General features: G+C 71.4%; 14 protein-coding genes and 3 pseudogenes. 9 read left to right on the top strand and 8 right to left on the bottom strand.

Annotation, left to right across the window (positions count from 1 at the left end; translation table 11 throughout):
• Nucleotides 1-15: 15 nt before the first annotated feature.
• Together PV410_RS18910 and PV410_RS18905 are read left to right on the top strand one after the other, a co-directional pair.
• Nucleotides 16-3,639, top strand: coding sequence for a S8 family serine peptidase (locus tag PV410_RS18910; protein ID WP_500325958.1), 3,624 nt, complete (start codon nucleotides 16-18; stop codon nucleotides 3,637-3,639).
• A gap of 29 nt (nucleotides 3,640-3,668) precedes the next feature.
• Nucleotides 3,669-4,283 carry a hypothetical protein gene (locus PV410_RS18905; RefSeq protein WP_500325956.1) on the top strand — a complete coding sequence of 205 codons (615 nt, stop codon included), beginning with the start codon at nucleotides 3,669-3,671 and terminating at the stop codon, nucleotides 4,281-4,283.
• Between the two features lie 75 nt (nucleotides 4,284-4,358).
• Here the strand turns inward: PV410_RS18905 and PV410_RS18900 are convergent, their stop codons facing one another.
• Nucleotides 4,359-4,748 (bottom strand): hypothetical protein, encoded by a 390-nt coding sequence (locus PV410_RS18900; RefSeq protein ID WP_500325954.1) that lies wholly within the window; start codon nucleotides 4,746-4,748, stop codon nucleotides 4,359-4,361.
• A gap of 355 nt (nucleotides 4,749-5,103) precedes the next feature.
• Here PV410_RS18900 and PV410_RS18895 point away from each other — a divergent pair, with 355 nt between their 5' ends.
• On the top strand, nucleotides 5,104-5,361 hold the full coding sequence (locus PV410_RS18895; RefSeq protein ID WP_500325952.1) for an SMI1/KNR4 family protein: 258 nt from the start codon (nucleotides 5,104-5,106) through the stop codon (nucleotides 5,359-5,361).
• A 56-nt stretch (nucleotides 5,362-5,417) separates the two neighbouring features.
• Here PV410_RS18895 and PV410_RS18890 read toward each other — a convergent pair.
• Nucleotides 5,418-5,525: pseudogene (locus PV410_RS18890) on the bottom strand (IS5/IS1182 family transposase); the annotation flags it as partial.
• A gap of 106 nt (nucleotides 5,526-5,631) precedes the next feature.
• Here PV410_RS18890 and PV410_RS18885 point away from each other — a divergent pair.
• Both PV410_RS18885 and PV410_RS18880 read left to right on the top strand, forming a co-directional pair.
• Nucleotides 5,632-5,850 (top strand): hypothetical protein, encoded by a 219-nt coding sequence (locus tag PV410_RS18885; RefSeq protein WP_500325950.1) that lies wholly within the window; start codon nucleotides 5,632-5,634, stop codon nucleotides 5,848-5,850.
• A 73-nt stretch (nucleotides 5,851-5,923) separates the two neighbouring features.
• Nucleotides 5,924-6,682, top strand: a complete 759-nt coding sequence (locus PV410_RS18880; protein WP_500325949.1) for a PIG-L family deacetylase — start codon at nucleotides 5,924-5,926, stop codon at nucleotides 6,680-6,682.
• A 53-nt stretch (nucleotides 6,683-6,735) separates the two neighbouring features.
• Here the strand turns inward: PV410_RS18880 and PV410_RS18875 are convergent.
• Both PV410_RS18875 and PV410_RS18870 read right to left on the bottom strand, forming a co-directional pair.
• Nucleotides 6,736-6,869 (bottom strand): annotated as a pseudogene (locus PV410_RS18875) (LuxR C-terminal-related transcriptional regulator); the annotation flags it as partial.
• A 74-nt stretch (nucleotides 6,870-6,943) separates the two neighbouring features.
• Nucleotides 6,944-8,453 (bottom strand): annotated as a pseudogene (locus PV410_RS18870) (CoA-acylating methylmalonate-semialdehyde dehydrogenase).
• A 370-nt stretch (nucleotides 8,454-8,823) separates the two neighbouring features.
• Between PV410_RS18870 and PV410_RS18865 the strand changes: the two are divergent.
• Nucleotides 8,824-9,606, top strand: coding sequence for a DUF899 domain-containing protein (locus PV410_RS18865; RefSeq protein WP_500325947.1), 783 nt, complete (start codon nucleotides 8,824-8,826; stop codon nucleotides 9,604-9,606).
• 266 nt (nucleotides 9,607-9,872) lie between these two features.
• Entirely contained in the window at nucleotides 9,873-10,217 is a 345-nt protein-coding gene (locus tag PV410_RS18860; RefSeq protein ID WP_500325945.1) for a DUF6188 family protein, read from the top strand.
• A gap of 42 nt (nucleotides 10,218-10,259) precedes the next feature.
• On the opposite strand, the gene PV410_RS18855 is transcribed toward PV410_RS18860, so the two are convergent.
• The 3 genes from PV410_RS18855 to PV410_RS18845 form a co-directional block, all read right to left on the bottom strand.
• Nucleotides 10,260-10,661, bottom strand: coding sequence for a YciI family protein (locus PV410_RS18855; protein WP_500325943.1), 402 nt, complete (start codon nucleotides 10,659-10,661; stop codon nucleotides 10,260-10,262).
• A 289-nt stretch (nucleotides 10,662-10,950) separates the two neighbouring features.
• Nucleotides 10,951-11,772, bottom strand: a complete 822-nt coding sequence (locus PV410_RS18850) for an MBL fold metallo-hydrolase (protein ID WP_500325941.1) — start codon at nucleotides 11,770-11,772, stop codon at nucleotides 10,951-10,953.
• A 61-nt stretch (nucleotides 11,773-11,833) separates the two neighbouring features.
• Nucleotides 11,834-12,709 (bottom strand): glycosyltransferase family 2 protein, encoded by an 876-nt coding sequence (locus PV410_RS18845; protein ID WP_500325939.1) that lies wholly within the window; start codon nucleotides 12,707-12,709, stop codon nucleotides 11,834-11,836.
• A gap of 151 nt (nucleotides 12,710-12,860) precedes the next feature.
• Between PV410_RS18845 and PV410_RS18840 the strand changes: the two genes are divergently transcribed.
• Entirely contained in the window at nucleotides 12,861-13,598 is a 738-nt protein-coding gene (locus tag PV410_RS18840) for a GNAT family protein (RefSeq protein WP_500325937.1), read from the top strand.
• Between the two features lie 294 nt (nucleotides 13,599-13,892).
• Here PV410_RS18840 and PV410_RS18835 read toward each other — a convergent pair whose 3' ends face one another.
• Complete coding sequence (locus tag PV410_RS18835) at nucleotides 13,893-15,215, bottom strand: epoxide hydrolase family protein (RefSeq protein ID WP_500325935.1); 1,323 nt, start codon at nucleotides 15,213-15,215, stop codon at nucleotides 13,893-13,895.
• Nucleotides 15,216-15,521: 306 nt separating this feature from the next.
• On the opposite strand from PV410_RS18835, the gene PV410_RS18830 reads away from it, so the two are divergent.
• Nucleotides 15,522-15,950, top strand: a complete 429-nt coding sequence (locus PV410_RS18830) for a TIGR03618 family F420-dependent PPOX class oxidoreductase (protein ID WP_500325933.1) — start codon at nucleotides 15,522-15,524, stop codon at nucleotides 15,948-15,950.
• Nucleotides 15,951-15,982 lie beyond the last annotated feature (32 nt).

Genomic DNA, 15,982 nt, shown 5'->3' with positions numbered 1-15,982 from the left:
CGACGCTTGGGCGCCGTGACCGTCGGTCTGACCATCCTCGGGATGGTCGCGTCGACCACGGCGACCCACGCGGCCGAGCCTGCCCGGAAGGTGACGCTTCCAGGAGTCGTCCAGACCAAGAAGACGACGGTGATCGACAACGATGACCTCGCGCGGACGTTCTCCGCTTCCGGAGCCACCGTGCCGGTGACGCTGATCACCGGGGACAAGGTGGACGTCGCCGTCGACGCCCACGGCAAGCCGACCGTCCGCGCCATCGAGAGCGCGGCACGGCCCGACGGATCCCCCGTCGTGTTCCACACCATCACCCGCACGGGCAAGGTGTACGTCGTCCCCAACGACGCCCTCGCGCTGGTCGGCAGCGGACTGCTCGACTGGGGACTCTTCGACCTGACCGAGCTGGTGACGCTCGCCGCGGCCGGCAAGGGCGGCGAGGTGCCCGTGCTGGTCACCTACACCGGGAAGACCGGGGCCCAGCGAGCCCCCGAGGTCGCCGGTGCGACCGCCGGCAGGACGCTCGCCAGCATCAACGGCCGCTCGATGGAGATAGCCGACGGCGGCCGCTGGTGGCAGGGGGTGCGGGGCAAGACGGACTCCGGCACCGCCGCCGCCCGGTCCGCCGGGACCCTGGCCGGGGTCAAGAAGGTGTGGCTCAACGGGCTGGCCAAGATCAGTCTCGACACCTCCGTACCGCAGATCGGCGCGCCCGTCGCCTGGGACCGCGGGTACGACGGCAAGGGCGTGTCCGTGGCGGTGCTCGACACCGGCATCGACGCCGGACACCCGGACGTGTCCGGACACCTCGTGGAGAAGGTCGACTTCACCGACAGTCCCAGCGGTACCCGAGACGGCCACGGGCACGGCACCCACGTGGCGTCCACGATCCTCGGCACCGGAGCCGCGTCCGGCGGGGTGCGCAAGGGCGTCGCACCCGGCGCGGAACTGCGGGTCGGAAAGGTCTGCGACGACCAGGGGCAGTGCACCGACGACGCCGTCATCGCGGGCATGGAGTGGGCCGCCCACTCCGGGGCCAAGGTCGTCAACATGAGCCTCGGCGGTGACCCGACCGACGGGACCGACCCGCTGAGCCAGTCGCTCAACGAGCTCAGCCGCGCCACCGGGACCCTGTTCGTGGTCGCGGCGGGCAACTCCGGCCCGGCCAACGGAACGGTCGGGAGCCCGGGCGCCGCCGACGAGGCACTGACCGTGGCGGCGGTCGACAAGCAGGACAAGATGGCCGACTTCTCCAGCCGCGGACCGCGGATCGGGGACGGCGCCGCCAAGCCCGACATCGCCGCCCCGGGCGTCGACATCGTTGCGGCACGCGCCGCGGGCACGGCCATGGGCACGACGGTCGACGACTACTACACCACCGCCAGCGGGACCTCGATGGCCACCCCGCACGTGGCCGGCGCCGCGGCCGTCATCGCCCAGCAGCACCCGGACCTGACCGGACGGGAGATCAAGGCGCTGCTGATGAGCACCGCCACCGACCTGGGGTTCGACCGGGACGCCCAGGGCGTCGGCCGGGTGGACGTCGCCGCCGCGATCGACCCGCGGACCACCGCGAACGGCAACCTCGGCTTCGGCCGCCTGGCCTACCCGCACGCGCCGCAGACGCGGAAGATCACCTACACCAACCACACCGACGAGCCGAGCACGCTCCACCTCACGGCCTCGGTGTCGTCCGCCGGCAAGGCCGCTCCCGCCGGCCTGATCACCCTCAGCGCCGACGAGGTGGTCGTACCCGCGGGCGGTTCGGCCGAGGTGTCGATGACGCTCGACGGCCGGGTGCTCGGCACCGACGGCGCCTTCGGCGGCTACTCCGGACTGCTCAACGCCCGGGACTCCTCGGGAGCACTGCGGTCGGCCGTCCCGGTCACCGCCTTCCTCGAGCCCCAGAAGCTCCCGCTGACCGTGAACGTCATCCGCCCGCCGGGCGCCACCGACGTCGAATACGGATCCGCCTCCTTCCTTCCCCTCGACGGCGACGACATCCCCGGCCTGGGCAAGGACGTGACGAGCGCGCTCGGTGCCGACACCTTCACCCTCTCGCTCTTCCGCGGACCCTACTCGGCCACCGTCCCGCTCAAGTGGCGGGACGCGGCGGGGGAGTGGCAGCAGGCCGCGCCGGTCGTGGCGGAGGTGGACCTCGCCAAGGCGACCACGGTCACGTTGGACCTGCGCAAGCTCAAGCCGCTGACCGTGCGGTTCCCGGAATCCACCGAGGTCTACGAGATGAGCGACAACACCCGGCGGATCTCGGCGACCGGCACACGGTCGTTCCTGACGGCGTTGACGACCGGATACGGCGACGAGCCCAACTGGTGGGCGCTGCCCACCGGCAAGGTGCACACGGGTACCCTCACCCAGGACACCTACAGCGTGCGGACGACTCCGGTCGTCACCATGCGGGCCACGGGCGGCGGTGCCCCCTTCAGTTTGACCGCCCGCTACCGGACCCCGGACGCCTCGCTCGTCGGCTCCCAGATGTGGCAGGACGGCGAGAAGTCGGTCGTCCGCGAGGTCTCGGCCCCGATCGCGCGACTGCCGATCAAGGGACGCGTGCCGGTGGTCTACGCGGGCACGGGCTCCGCCCCCGAGCTCGCCGGCGTCAACGCCCGGGGCAAGCTGGTGCTGCTGACCCCGACTGACATCTGCGGCACCAGCTGTGACTTCCCCAGGCTCCGCGACGAACGGGTGGCGGCCGCCGCCGCTGCCGGCGCCGTCGGCGTGCTGGTCTCGGCACCGGACCTCAACTCGGTGGGCGGCTCCTTGGAACTCGCCCTGTGCACGGACGGGCCGCAGAGCTGTCCGAAGGTCGAGCCGTACGCCGCGCTGCCGGTCGTGAAGGTGCCGTACGCCGAGGCGGACCGCCTGATCAAGCGGATCAAGGCCGACCGGTCGAACGTCAAGATCGAGCTCGGCGGCAGCGCTGCGCCGCGGACCTACGCGGCCAGGTACCACTCCGACGGCCGGATCCCCTCCGACCTGGAGCACCGCGTCGGGAAGGGCGAGCTCGACAGGGTCGACCACTACTTCCACGCCGACCGGCCCGGAGTGGTCACCAGGATGCTCTGGTGGCAGCAGTCCGAGTCCGCCCCGGGTGCGATGGGCGACGCCCTGCCGCACACGAGCACGCAGCAGACGATGACCACCTTCATCAAGCGGCAGCCCGACGCCATCGACCAGTTCTACGCCGCCTGGGCCGACCACGGAGCGGACTCCGTCCTCGTCCAAGCCCGCGGCGAGAGGCGGGAGATGGTCCTGACGGGCAGGGACGACGTCCACTGGAACGAGGGTCCGGCCGTACCGGGCGCCGTGCCGCAGGTGCGGACCAAGTCAGGGTTCACGCTGGCCACCGCGACGCCGTGTTCGGGCTGCCGGCAGGGCGACACCTTCTACCCGACCTTCCAGCTGACCAGCAGCGGAGGCGCCCGCCAGGCCGTGGTCGGCATCGTCAACAACGACAACCTCGCGGAGTTCCTCTTCGGCGCCCCGGTCTGTGCCGCGACGGCCTCGCCCACGTTGCCGACCCTCGGTTCCACCTGCGAATTCGAGCTGCTGAACCAGTCCGGTGACGAAGTCGAACGCCGTCTGCAGCGACTCCACGTCGGCATCTTCGAGAGCCGGCGATGACGGCCGCAACCGCTAAGGAGACCAGCGCGATGAACACGAGCCTGCCGTCCACACGGCGCCGGAACGGGATCTTCGCGGCGCTCGCGGCCGCGGCGGTGCTCGCGCTCTCCGGCTGCGCCGGGGGCTCCGGGGACCTCGTCGCCTACGACCTGCCGGCCACATCGGCCCGGTACACGTTCGAGGCGGAGACCAACGGGGTCAAGACGGTGTGGGAGTACACCTCCGACAAGCCCACCAAGGGCGACGCCCCGCAGCTCCAACCGTGCATGGGCGACGTGGTCGGCGACAACCGCGCGGCCTGCCGCCCGGAGCCGCTGATCTTCCTGCGTTACGACCTCGGTCTCGGCCTGGACAACACGGCCAAGGCCGGGGAGATCCACCAGATCACGGTCGTCGGCTACTACCAGGAACGCCTCAGCACCCCGCCCGAGGTGAACTCACTGCAGGTCGAGGCCACCTTCGACGGTGGCCGGAGCTGGCACACGGTGACCAGCAAGGCCGCCGGTACGAACACCTTCACCGCGAAGATCAAGCATCCGAAGCAGGATCAGGCCGCCCAGGGTGTCGGTCTCCGGATCAGCGCCACCGATACCGGGGGCAACACCGTCAGGCAGACCTTCCCCACGGCGTACACGCTGCGCTGACGGGCACGGCCGCGAACACCTGAACAGGGCGGGGCGAGACCGAGTCTCGCCCCGCCCTGTTCGGGCTGCGGAGGCCTACGGCTGGGGCCACAGAGGTTTCTGTATCTGCAGATCCACGACCGACACCCACTCCGCCGACGGGATGGCCCGCTCCACGACGAACCACTCGTCGGGGCGCTCCCCGAAGTGCGTCGCCGTCAGCACGTGGACGGTCTGGGCCGGCAGCCTGGTGCCCGCCCACGCGTGCCACCGCTGCGCCTCCGGGGCCGGCACTTCCACGGTGAACCGCACCGTGCAGTCCCGGAAGGGTCCGGGGAGCGAGGCGGGGCTGGGATCGGACGTGAGGTGCACGGTCCCCGCCAGCTCCTGCCTGCCCTCCTGAGCCGTCGGCCAGGTCGCTTTGATCTCTGCGTCTGCCAGGATCAGCGGCCACAGCTCCGGCCGCGTGAAGTGGAAAAGCAGCATGCCAGGATTCTATTGGGTGCTCCGCGCGTGTGTTCCCACCGCCGACCGGGCCGCCCGTCCCGGGCCACGAGACGAAGCGCCACATCAGGATCAGAGCTCCTACGATTCCGGCCATGGCACGCTTCGAGGACCTTCGCCGCTCCCTCTGGGACACCGAGGGCCAGTACGGAATTCAGGAGCCCCTGACCGACCCGTTGATCGTGGAGGCCGAGCGCTCGCTGGGCGTCACACTCCCCGGTTCCCTGCTCGATCTGCTGCGCCGGCAGAACGGAGGCGCGGTGGCGGCCGACCGCAACGCCTTCCCACGAGCGAGCCGACCTCGTGGAGTGCCGATCATGTCCCGGTCGACCTCCTCATGGGCATCGGGCACCGCGCGGCGGCACTCTCCATGCTCGACAGTCCGTACCTGGTCCGGGAATGGGGGCTCCCCACCGCGGTGGTGCTGGTCTCGGGCGACGGCCCCTGCTGGATCGGGCTGGACTACCGGGCCTGCGGGCGGCACGGGGAGCCTTCCGTGACCTGGTTCGACGCGGAACTCGAAGCGGAGTTGCACCTTGCCCCGGACTTCCGGTCGTTCATCGAGGGGCTGACGCGTGAGCCCGGAAGCCTGTGACGGGCCGAGAGCCGTCCCGTCATTGATCTGCGAGCTGCCTCGGGAGCCCTTGGCCGTCATACGGGTCGCTCGTATCCGGCGAGGGTGAGGTTGTGCATCCGGGCGATGCCGCGTATGGCGCAGGGGACTCCGTCGCCTTTGAGGCGGCGGTCGCGGCGGAGCTCCACGACGGCGGGGTCCCGGGGCTCCGAAGCCGTGATCACACCAGACACCGCGAGATCGTTTCACTCGTCACCGGGCGGCCCGCGTATGGCCGGGGCCGTCATCGCCATGGTGGTGCCGGGGGAGGGGCTCTGGCTGGGCCTGGCCCTCCACTACTGGGGAGAGCCGGCTGTCTTCCTGGCTGTCGGCGCGCTGCTCACCGGCCTCCTGACCGTCTACCTGGCGCGTGCCGGGGTGCGCCGCTACTGGCTGTGCGCCGCGCTCGCGCCAGTGGGCGCTGCCGTTTTCCACCTGGCGGAGGTGTTCGTCCTCGACGCCCTCCTCTGACCGAGCGGTGTGGTGAAGTGGCCCCCTCGTAAGCGACGTCGGGAGTCGCAGCGCGGAGGAAGGCGGTCCGCCCATGTCCGTGCCGAGCCTGCTCGGGGTCTTCGCCCACCCGGACGACGAGTCGTTGTCGGCGGGCGGAGTGCTGGCCCGTCACGCGGCCGCTGGTGCCCGGACCGCGGTCGTCACGGCGACCTGGGCCGCGGACAGCGCGCGGGCCGCGGAACTGGGCGAGGCGCTGCGGATCCTCGGCGCCGGTGCGCCGCGGATGCTCGGCTACGCCGATGCGCGGGTGCCCCGGTCGGCCCCGGGCCGCCCGAGGTTCTGCGACGCGCCGCTCGACGAGGTGGTGCACCGACTGGTCGCGCACATCAGGGAGTTCCGCCCCGACGTCATGGTCACCCATGACGCCTACGGCGGCCTTCCCGGTCACCCGGATCACGTGCACACCCATCGGGTGACCGTGATCGCCGCACAAGCGGCCGGGCTCGGGCAGCTCTACCCGGATGCCGGTGCCCCCTGGCAGCCGCGTTCCCTGTACCTGGCCGCCCACCCGAGCTCGGCCGTGCCGGCGCTGCACCATCTGGTCGGTGCGCGCAAGGCGATGTACAGCGTCCCGGACGAACAGGTCACCGCGACCGTCGACGTCCGTCCCTGGATGACGCAGAAGGTCGCGGCGGTGCTGGCGCACCGCTCCGAGGTCGAACGCGGAGCCGTGCCGGGGGTGATCGCAGGCCTTCCATCACATGCCCGGGAGCGACTGCTCGCCACCGAGTGGTACATCCGCCACGCCCCCTTCTCCGCAGCGGCGGCCCAGACGGAACTGACCACCTGACCAGGCCGTCCGGGCCCTCGCTCGTCAACGCCGGTCCAGGAGACCGGACTCCCCCAGGCGGCGATCTCCACACGATTGCGGGCGGCCGGCTTGGTCTGCACGTTGGCGAGGTGCGTCTTCACCGTGCCGGCCGAGAGGGCGCCTCGGCGATCTCGGCATTGGTCAGTCCCCGGGCGACGAGGCTGACGGGTCACCGCGGGCAAGGGCCGACGGCCGCACCGGCACGGAAGGGGAGCCGGCGCGGCCGCGTGTGGGGGGCGGTCAGCGGGACGAGGGGAAGTCCAGGTCGTCAGCCGGCCGTCAGCTCGGCCGGGCCCGGCCAGCGGCTCGTGATGACCTTGCCGCGCGTGTAGAAGTGCACGGCTTCGCTGCCGTACATGCGGTGGTCGCCGAAGGCCGAGTCCTTCCAGCCACCGAAGGAGTGGTAGCCCACCGGCACCGGCATCGGCACGTTCACGCCGACCATGCCGGTCTCGACCTCCAGCTGGAACCGGCGGGCCGCACCGCCGTCGCGGGTGAAGACCGAGCTGGCGTTGCCGAACGGGGAGCCGTTGATGATGTGCATGGCCTCCTCGTAGGTCTCCGCGCGGAGCACGCACAGGACGGGGCCGAAGATCTCGTTCCGGTAGACGTCCGAGTCGGTGCTGACGTTGTCGAGGAGCGAGATGCCCATCCAATGCCCGTTCTCGCGGCCCTCGACGGTGAAGCCCCGGCCGTCGAGCACCACATCGGCGCCCTGGGCGGCCGCGCCCGCGACGTACGCCGCGACCTCGTCACGGTGTGCCTTGGTGACGAGCGGGCCCATCTCGGACGTCGGGTCGTCGCCCGGGCCGATCTTGACCTTCGTGGCACGCTCGGCGATCCGCGGCACCAGCGCGTCGCCCGCCGAGCCGACCGCGACCACCACGGAGACCGCCATGCAGCGCTGGCCCGCGGATCCGTAGGCGGCGTTCACGGCGGCGTCGGCGGCCGCGTCGAGGTCCGCGTCCGGCAGGACCAGCATGTGGTTCTTCGCGCCGCCGAGGGCCTGGACGCGCTTGCCGCTCGCGGAGGCCCTGCGGTAGACGTGGCGGGCGACGGGCGTGGAGCCCACGAACGACACGGCCGCCACGTCCGGGTGGTCGAGCAGCGCGTTCACCGCGACCTCGTCGCCGTGCACGATGTTGAGCACCCCGTCGGGCACGCCCGCCTCGGCCGCGAGCTCCGCGAGGAGCATGGACGCGGACGGGGCCTTGCTGCTGGGCTTGTGGACGAAGGTGTTCCCGCAGGCGATCGCCATGGGGAACATCCACATGCCGATCATCGCGGGGAAGTTGAACGGCGAGATGCCCGCGACCACGCCGAGCGGCTGCCGTATCGACGCCACGTCGACGTCGCCCGACACCTCGGTGGACGTGTCGCCCTTGAGCGCCATGCCCAGCCCGCAGGCCAGCTCGACGATCTCCAGGCCCCGGGCCACCTCGCCCAGCGCGTCCGCGTGGACCTTGCCCTGCTCGGCGGTGATCAGCGCGGCCAGGTCGTCGCGGCGCGCGTCCAGCAGTTCGCGGTAGCGGAAGAGGATCGCGATCCGCCGCGCGAGCGGGGACGTGCGCCAGGTGGCGTAGGCCTCCTTCGCCGCCGCGACCGCGGCGTCGACCTCGTCGGCGCCGGCCATCGCGACCCGGGTGGTGACCGTTCCGGTCGCGGGGTCGGTCACGGGTCCCCAGGTGCCGGAGGCGCCTGCGGCGTCTCCGTAGGGCTTGCCACCGATCCAGTGGGTGACGGTCTTCATCGGCGGAACTCCTCCAAAGGTGACGGTGGCGGGCGGTGAGGTTCCTGTCGTCCACCTCACGGACCCTGACTGCAGCCGGAGGTCCGCGGTCCTGTCCACGGACACGCCCCCAGCCCGGGAGCGGGCGGCTGCTGATATCGAAGTTACGGTTCCGATCCGCACGAACAGGCGCTTGGGAGCCCGGCGGCCCGAAGTGCCTGCCGCGTGTCCCGAATCGTCGTGGGCTGGATCACCCGGATGCCGGGAGCCGCCGTGTTCGCGCCCGGCGCGATGAGTTCCGGCCGCGGCGGGAGTCTGTTCCGGTGACCGTCGCAGGACGCCGTCGACGGCCGTACGACGCTGCCCGGCACCAGACACCACGGAGGACACCATGACGACCACATCGGACGACCCGACCACCGCGCTGCCCGGCCGCCCGCCGGTCGTGGACCTGTCCACCTGGCAGGCCGCCCGTGACGAGCTCCTGCTCCGCGAGAAGGCGCACACCCGCGAGGGCGACGCCCTCGCCGCGGCGCGCCGCCGGCTGCCGATGGTGGAGTTCGACGGGACGGTCGAGGTCGTCGGACCCGACGGCCCGGTCCCGTTCCTGGACCTGTTCCATGGCCGCGACGAGCTCGTGGTCTACAAGCACATGTGGCACGACGGCGCGCCGCACCAGGGGCAGTGCGAGGGCTGCACGACCACGGCCTGGCACCTGAGGGACGCCGTCTACCTCAACGCCCGCGGCGTCTCGTTCGCCGTCCTGACCACGGGCAGGTGGGAGGAGGTGGCCCCGTACGTCGAGTTCATGGGCTACACCCAGCCCTGGTACTCGGTGCGCGACGTGGACGGGCCGGCCGGCGGCAGCATGGGGTACCTCACCTGCTTCCTGCGCGACGGCGACCGGGTGTTCCTCACCTACTCCACGACGGGGCGCGGCAACGAAGCGGTCAACGGGTCCATGGGCCTGCTCGACATGACGCCCTACGGTCGCGGCGAGGCGTGGGAGGACAAGCCCGAGGGTTGGCCGAAGGGCGGCGACGCCTGCTGGTCCTGGCGTTCGGACGCGGACGGGAACGCCACCTGGGGCCCGACGAGCCGCCCCGTGCCGCAGTGGACCCGCCCGGGCGCGACCCCCGTGGAGACCCTCGGCCGGCACGGCCACCACCACTGACGCGCCATCCTCGAGGGGCGTCGGAGGTGTGGCCGGACCGCCACGGAACGTGAGCTTGATGGGACAGCTGGATGATCGTTATCATCTACGAGCGGGCTGAGGGTTGGAGGTAGGGTGGACAACGTTGTCAGCCCTGGGTGGCGGTACCAGCCCCGGATCTGTGGCGGTTCCCCGAGCCCGGCGGCCTGTCCGAGCGGCATACGGCGGGGGTGCCCTGCTCGACAGGAGCACCTGCCGGGCCATCAGAGCGATGTGGAAGTCATGCGGTGAAGAGCCTCAAAGCGCTGGTCGGCAGTCGGGTGCAGGACACGTCGTGCGACGACCGGGTGCGCCTGCGTCTCGCCCCTGCGGAGGGAGGTGAGACGTCAGGCGTCACCACGGAGCTGGTCCTGGAAACGGGGTTCCGCCTGCGGGACGACGACGGCCAGTACCACGACATGCACCCCGGAACGGGCTCTGCCCTCGCCCCGGTGCTCGACCTGTTCGGTCAGTCCGTCACGGACGTCGAGGTGGTCGCCGACGGTTCGTTCCTCATCGCCTTCGACGCCGGTGCGCTCCTGTGGATCGTCGCGGACGCGAGGTTCGACGTGCGGCACGTGCCCGGCGCGTGAAACGGATCCCCTCGGCGGGCCTGCCCGGCGTGGGTCGTCGGGCTACGGGGCCGGCGGGGCGGCGTGGAAGGGGCGGAGTTCGAGCCATTCGTGGATGGGCCTGCCGCCGGCGCCGGGTGCGGCGGAGAGTTCTCCGGCGAGTTCGAGGGCGCGGTCGTAGGTGTCGACGTCGATGATCATCCAGCCGGCGATGAGGTCCTTGGTCTCGGCGAAGGGGCCGTCGGTGACGGGCGGGCGGCCTTCGCCGTCGTAGCGGACCCAGGTGCCTTCGGGGGCGAGGGCCTGGCCGTCGACGAACTCGCCGGTCTTCTCCAGGCGGGCGGCGAAGTCCTGCATGTACTGGACGTGGTCGGAGATCTCCTGGGGCGTCCACTGGTCCATGCACACGTCGTTCACCGCGGCCGGTGCGCCGCGGTAGTGCTTGAGGAGCAGGTACTTGGCCATGGTGGTTCTCCCTGGTGCCGGTGCGACCCATTGTGGCCGCCTTCACCCCGGGGACGGAGCCGGCCACGGGTTCTCGACATCACCGCCCGAGATTTCTCCGATGCCCGTCGACAGTGGAACGGGCCGCCGACCGCCGCGTTGCCCGTAGCGGCTGAAAACGCGGTCACCCAGGATGAAAGTGACCGGTCATCTCAATCGGTCGACCCGCCCCCCTGCCGGACCAGAAGCTACCACGGCTAAATGCACAAATTAAAGCCAGGTCGCCATGGTCGGTGCGAGTGCCGACCGGTCAGCGCTGGGCGACCGCCTGACCCAGGTCGATCCACTCGCCGTTGCCCGCGGTGCGCAGCCGCGCGGCGAGCCCGGCGTCGTCGAAGGCCCGCTCGATGTCGGCGCGGGTCTCACTGAAGTGCGCCCATCCGTCGCAGTGGGCGGCGACGACGATCGGGGACCCCAGTACGGAGGCGGCGGCGCCGGCCCGCTGCGCGGTCAGCGTCAGAGGCCGGCCGCGCATCTTCGACGGGACGCGCGCCGCACCCACGAACAGGACGGCCACGTCGACGGGCGGCATGCGGCGGGCGATCTCGGCCACCACCGCGAGCGAGGCGTTGTCGCCGCTGACGTAGACGGTGGGCAGCTCGTCACCGGTCAGGACGAAGCCGGTGACCTCGCAGTTCACATGACCCTGCTCGTCGCGTTCGCCGTCGTCGGGACCGTGCTGGGCGGGGACGGCGTGCACGGTGACGGTGCCTCCGGACGGGCGGGGGAGCTCCACGCGGTCCCAGGCCGACAGCCCCTGGGCCGGGGCGCCCAGCCGCCGCGCGGCGGCGGGCCCGGTCAGCACCAGCGGCGAACCCAGGGCGAAGGCACGGCCGCGGGTGTCCAGGTTGTCGGGGTGGAGGTCGTGGCTGACGAGGACCGCGTCCACCGGCCCCAGGGCGTCCTCGCCGACGGCGGGCCCCGCCGTCTTGGTGAGGTACCCGTGGTCGCCCGGGTCGTCGAAGGTGGGGTCCGACACCAGGCGGAGCCCGCCGATGTCGATCACCGTGGTGGGCCCTCCGAGGACGCTCACCGCGCCGGGGAGGCGGGCGGGGCTGACCTGATCGTTCATCGCGGCACCTTTCGTGTCGTGCTTGTCACCGGAGCCCGTCGCCGGGCCCTGGGTGATCACATCACACCACCGGGGGGCGGCCCAGGGCGGTCATCCGCGCGACGGTGCGCCACCGCATGGGCCTCCGCGCCCCGCACGGCGTGCGAACACCCTCCATGAAGCCGCCCCACCAGGCCCGAAGCCCCTCCGGTGACGGCCGTTTGAGCACCGTGAGCACCGCCCACACCCCCAGGTACGCCGGCACCAAGGGGGTCGGGAGACGCCGCCTGGCCAGCCACACCCGGTTCCGGGCCACCATCCGGTAGAACACCGCATGCCGTGTCGGGGACGTCCATGGGTGCTGCAGCACCAGCTCCGGCGCGTACCGGATCCGCCAGCCCGCATCCAGCGCCCGCCACGCCAGGTCCGTCTCCTCGTGGGCGTAGAAGAACGCGTCCGGCCAGCCGCCGACCTCCTCCAGCATCCGCATCGACAACGCGTGTCCTCCGCCGAGGAACGTCGTCACCAGGCCGCCGCGCATGGGGTCCGAAGCCCGTAGCCGCGGCACGTGCCGCCGCTGGGTGCGGCCGAGTTCGTCCGCGATCCGGAACGACACGATGCCCAGCCGTGCGTCCCGGCGGTACAGCTCCGCCAAACGGCGGAAGACGTCGGCCGTGATCAGCAGCCCGTCGTCGTCCAGGTCGACCACCACGTCGACATCCCCGAACTGCCGCAGCCGTTGCAGGGCAACGTTGCGACCACCCGCCACCCCCAGGTTCTCCGGGAGGACCACCCCGGTCACCCCGTCCGGCAGCGCCGGCAGCGGGGACCCGTTGCCCACCACGACGACCCGCGCCGGCGGCAGATCCTGCGCGCCGACCGAGGCCAGCAACGCATCGAGTTCGGCGGGCCGGTTGCCCATGGTGAGGACGGCAACCCCGATGCGCAGGTGGCCCACGGGTGAACTCCGTTCGTCCGGAAGTGGTCCTCGCGATGCTAACCGCCCCGCGCTCCGCACACCCCTCGTGCGGTACCGGCCACCACCGGCGCCACAGGCGGCGCCGAAAATCCCGGCACCCGGCGTTCGGTGCGGCGTACGCTCCAGCGCTGTGGATCTGCAGACGTATCTCTTCGATGACCGTCCCGATCTGCACGGGCAGGCGGAGGGGATCTTCGGCGAGGAGTGGCCGGAGTTCATCTTCCACGACCCGGTCGCGGATGAGCACATGGACCGGGTGCGGCGGTGGTTCGGCGAACTGAACCTCCTCCTCGTCGACGGCGAGGACCGGATCGTGGCAGGCGGGTGGGGCGTGCCGGTGCGGTGGGACGGGTCGCGCGACGACCTGCCCGCCGGCTACGACGGCTCGCTGGTGCGGGCCGTCGCGCTGTACGAGGCGGGTGGCAGGGCTGACACGCTGGTGATCGCGGCCGCACAGGTCCGCCGGGATCTGCAGGGGCGTGGTCTGGCAGCGGAGGTGCTGGCGCGACTCGCGTCGGCGGCGGAGCGCGCCGGTCTGGCGCGCGTGATCGCCCCGGTGCGGCCGCCGCTGAAGGCGCGCTATCCGCTCACCCCGATGGGTGAGTTCATGAACTGGGCGCGGGCGGACGGTGCTCCCTTGGACCCGTGGCTGAGGACGCACCATCGTTCGGGCGCGCGGGTGCTGGCTGCGGCGGAGCATTCCATGACGATGGAGGGCTCCGTCGCGCAGTGGGAGGAGTGGGTGGGATTCCCCCTCCCCGCGTCGGGCAGCTATGTCGTCCCCGGGGCCCTCGCGCCACTGGTGATCGATCACGGCGCTGATCGAGGCACGCTGGTGGAGCCGAACGTGTGGGTGCGGCACCGCTGACCCGCCGGCTTGCCGCGCCGTTCGGTCGGGGCAGCCGACGCCCCCCACGGCATCACTGGACCGGATGCCCGTAGCCTGCGGTCATGGTTGGGGGGGGGTGACGGGCTGCGCGCCTTCCTGGCGGCCGAGCCTCCGGCGTGAGCCGCACGAGTTGATGGCGGGTCAAGCTACTTGAACGTATTTATGCCGTGCTGTTCAATTATTTGACCGAGCAAGCATTGCGGGTGGGGACCCCCTTGCTCGGACCATGGGGATGCGGCCTCGCGGTGATGAGCCACCGCGAGGCCGTGACGGCTACTTGCCCGGCGTTCCGGGGTTGCGCAGTGCCGAGAACGCGGCGCGGAGCTCCCTGGTGAAGATGTCCGGGACCTCCCAGGCCGCGAAGTGGCCGCCCCGCGGAGCCTTGTTGTAGTAGATGAGGTCGTGGTACGCGTCTTCCGCCCAGCTGAGCGGTGCCTGGTAGATCTCGCCGGGGAACACGGTGATGGCGGCGGGGATCGAGATCGACACGGCGTTGAAGTTGTTGGCGTTGTTCTCCCAGTAGAGGCGGGAGGAGGAGACCGCGGTGTTGGTGAGCCAGTACAGGCTGATGTCGTTGAGGATCTCGTCCTTGGTGAGCACCCGCTGCGGGTCGCCGTCGCTGTCGGTCCAGGCGGCGATCTTGTCGTACATCCAGGCGGCCAGTCCGGCGGGCGAGTCCGTCAGTCCGTACCCCTCGGTCTGCGGGCGGGTGACCATCATCGCGGAGTAGCCCGAGCCGGTCTTGTAGAAGGCGTTGAGCTTGTCGTAGGCGGCCTTCTCGTCGGCGGACAGGCCTGACGGGGCCGGGTCGCCGCAGGCGAGCTTCTTCGCGATGGCCGGCGGCACGGTGGCCGGCATGTTGACGTGGATGCCGATCAGCCCGGGGGGCTTCTGCGCCGCCATCTTGTCCGACACCACCGCGCCCCAGTCGCCGCCCTGGGAGACATAGCGCGTGTACCCCAGACGCTGCATCAGCACGGCCCAGGCGCGGGCGATGCGGCTGGGGTTCCAGCCGGGGGTGGTGGGTCGCTCGGAGAAGCCGTACCCGGGCATCGAGGGGATGACGACGTGGAACGCGTCCTGCGCGCGGCCGCCGTGGGCGGTGGGGTTGGTCAGGGGGTCGATGACCTTGAGGAACTCCAGGACCGAGCCCGGCCAGCCGTGGGTCAGGATCATCGGGAGCGCGTCCTGGTGGCGGGACCGGACGTGGATGAAGTGGATGTCGAGCCCGTCGATCCTGGTCTTGAACTGCGGCAGGGAATTGAGCTTCGCCTCGATCTTCCGCCAGTCGTAGTCGCTTCCCCAGTAGCGCGTGAGGTCGCGCATCGTCGCCAGCCGGACGCCCTGCGACTGGTCGGGGACGGTCTCGCGGTCGGGCCACCGCGTCCCGTTCACCCGTCGGCGGAGCTCGGCGAGAGCCGCCTCCGGGATGTCGACGTGGAAGGGCCGGATGCCCGTGCCCTCCGCCGCCCGCTCGTGCACCGCGTCCGGCGTCCGTGAGGCCATGCCGACGGCCCCCGTGGTCGCCGCGGTCATCGCGCCGGCGGAGGTGAGCAGGAGCTTTCGCCGGGAAATCAGACGGGCAATGTCGGGCATGGCAGGTCTCCGGTCGTCCGATTCCCGGGAGGGAAGCGTCGTGGGCGTGCACGTACCTCGTCGGAGACGGCGGGAGATGCCGCACGGAATGCGCGATCGCCACGGGGTGCGGGGCAGGAGGGCCGGGCCGGTATCCGATATGAGGGTAGTGCGATGAAGCGAGACGCTATGTGGCGCTCTGTTGCTCCGCAACTCAGGGTCGGGCCCGGCCCGGGGTGGCATGGAGGCCGGCAGGTCCGCGTCGCGATCGCGTGTCATCGTTGTTCCGGAGCGCACCGCAACAGGCAGGGGACGACAGTGGCGACGTTGAACGACTTCGCGGAGCTGGCCCGCGCCGAGCAGGGCCTCGGTGTGGTGTCGACGCTGCGCGCCGACCGGAGCATCCAGTCCTCCGTGGTCAACCTCGGGGTCATGAGGCATCCGGTGTCCGGCCTGGAGGCGGTGGCGTTCGTGACCTACGGCAAGGTCAAGCTCGCCAACCTCAGGGGGCGTCCCCGGCTCGCCGCGTGCGTGCGCTCCGGATGGCACTGGCTGACGGTGGAAGGGGACGCCGAGGTCATCGGTCCCGACGACCCGCATCCGGCGGTCGACGCGGACGGCAGGCGCCTGCTGCTGCGGGAGATCTTCACCGCGGCGGGCGGCACCCATGACGACTGGGACGCCTACGACGAGGTCATGGCCGCCGAAGGCCGGGCGGCCGTGCTGGTGCGGCCCGAACGGATCTACGGCGTCTGAACGCGGGCCGCGAGGAGCGGTGACACCTCGGG

The organism is Streptomyces sp. PA03-5A, from assembly GCF_033792725.1.
Classification (GTDB): Bacteria; Actinomycetota; Actinomycetes; order Streptomycetales; family Streptomycetaceae; genus Actinacidiphila.
Note: the sequence above shows the minus strand (reverse complement) of the source record. Positions and strands in the feature narration are given on the sequence as shown.

Bases quoted from the DNA above. Each gene is read 5' to 3' on its own strand.
- PV410_RS18905 (WP_500325956.1), top strand. From the start codon at position 3,669: ATGAACACGAGCCTGCCGTCCACACGGCGCCGGAACGGGATCTTCGCG.
- PV410_RS18900 (WP_500325954.1), bottom strand. From the start codon at position 4,748: ATGCTGCTTTTCCACTTCACGCGGCCGGAGCTGTGGCCGCTGATCCTG.
- PV410_RS18895 (WP_500325952.1), top strand. From the start codon at position 5,104: ATGGGCATCGGGCACCGCGCGGCGGCACTCTCCATGCTCGACAGTCCG.
- PV410_RS18885 (WP_500325950.1), top strand. From the start codon at position 5,632: ATGGTGGTGCCGGGGGAGGGGCTCTGGCTGGGCCTGGCCCTCCACTAC.
- PV410_RS18880 (WP_500325949.1), top strand. From the start codon at position 5,924: ATGTCCGTGCCGAGCCTGCTCGGGGTCTTCGCCCACCCGGACGACGAG.
- PV410_RS18865 (WP_500325947.1), top strand. From the start codon at position 8,824: ATGACGACCACATCGGACGACCCGACCACCGCGCTGCCCGGCCGCCCG.
- PV410_RS18855 (WP_500325943.1), bottom strand. From the start codon at position 10,661: ATGGCCAAGTACCTGCTCCTCAAGCACTACCGCGGCGCACCGGCCGCG.
- PV410_RS18850 (WP_500325941.1), bottom strand. From the start codon at position 11,772: ATGAACGATCAGGTCAGCCCCGCCCGCCTCCCCGGCGCGGTGAGCGTC.
- PV410_RS18835 (WP_500325935.1), bottom strand. From the start codon at position 15,215: ATGCCCGACATTGCCCGTCTGATTTCCCGGCGAAAGCTCCTGCTCACC.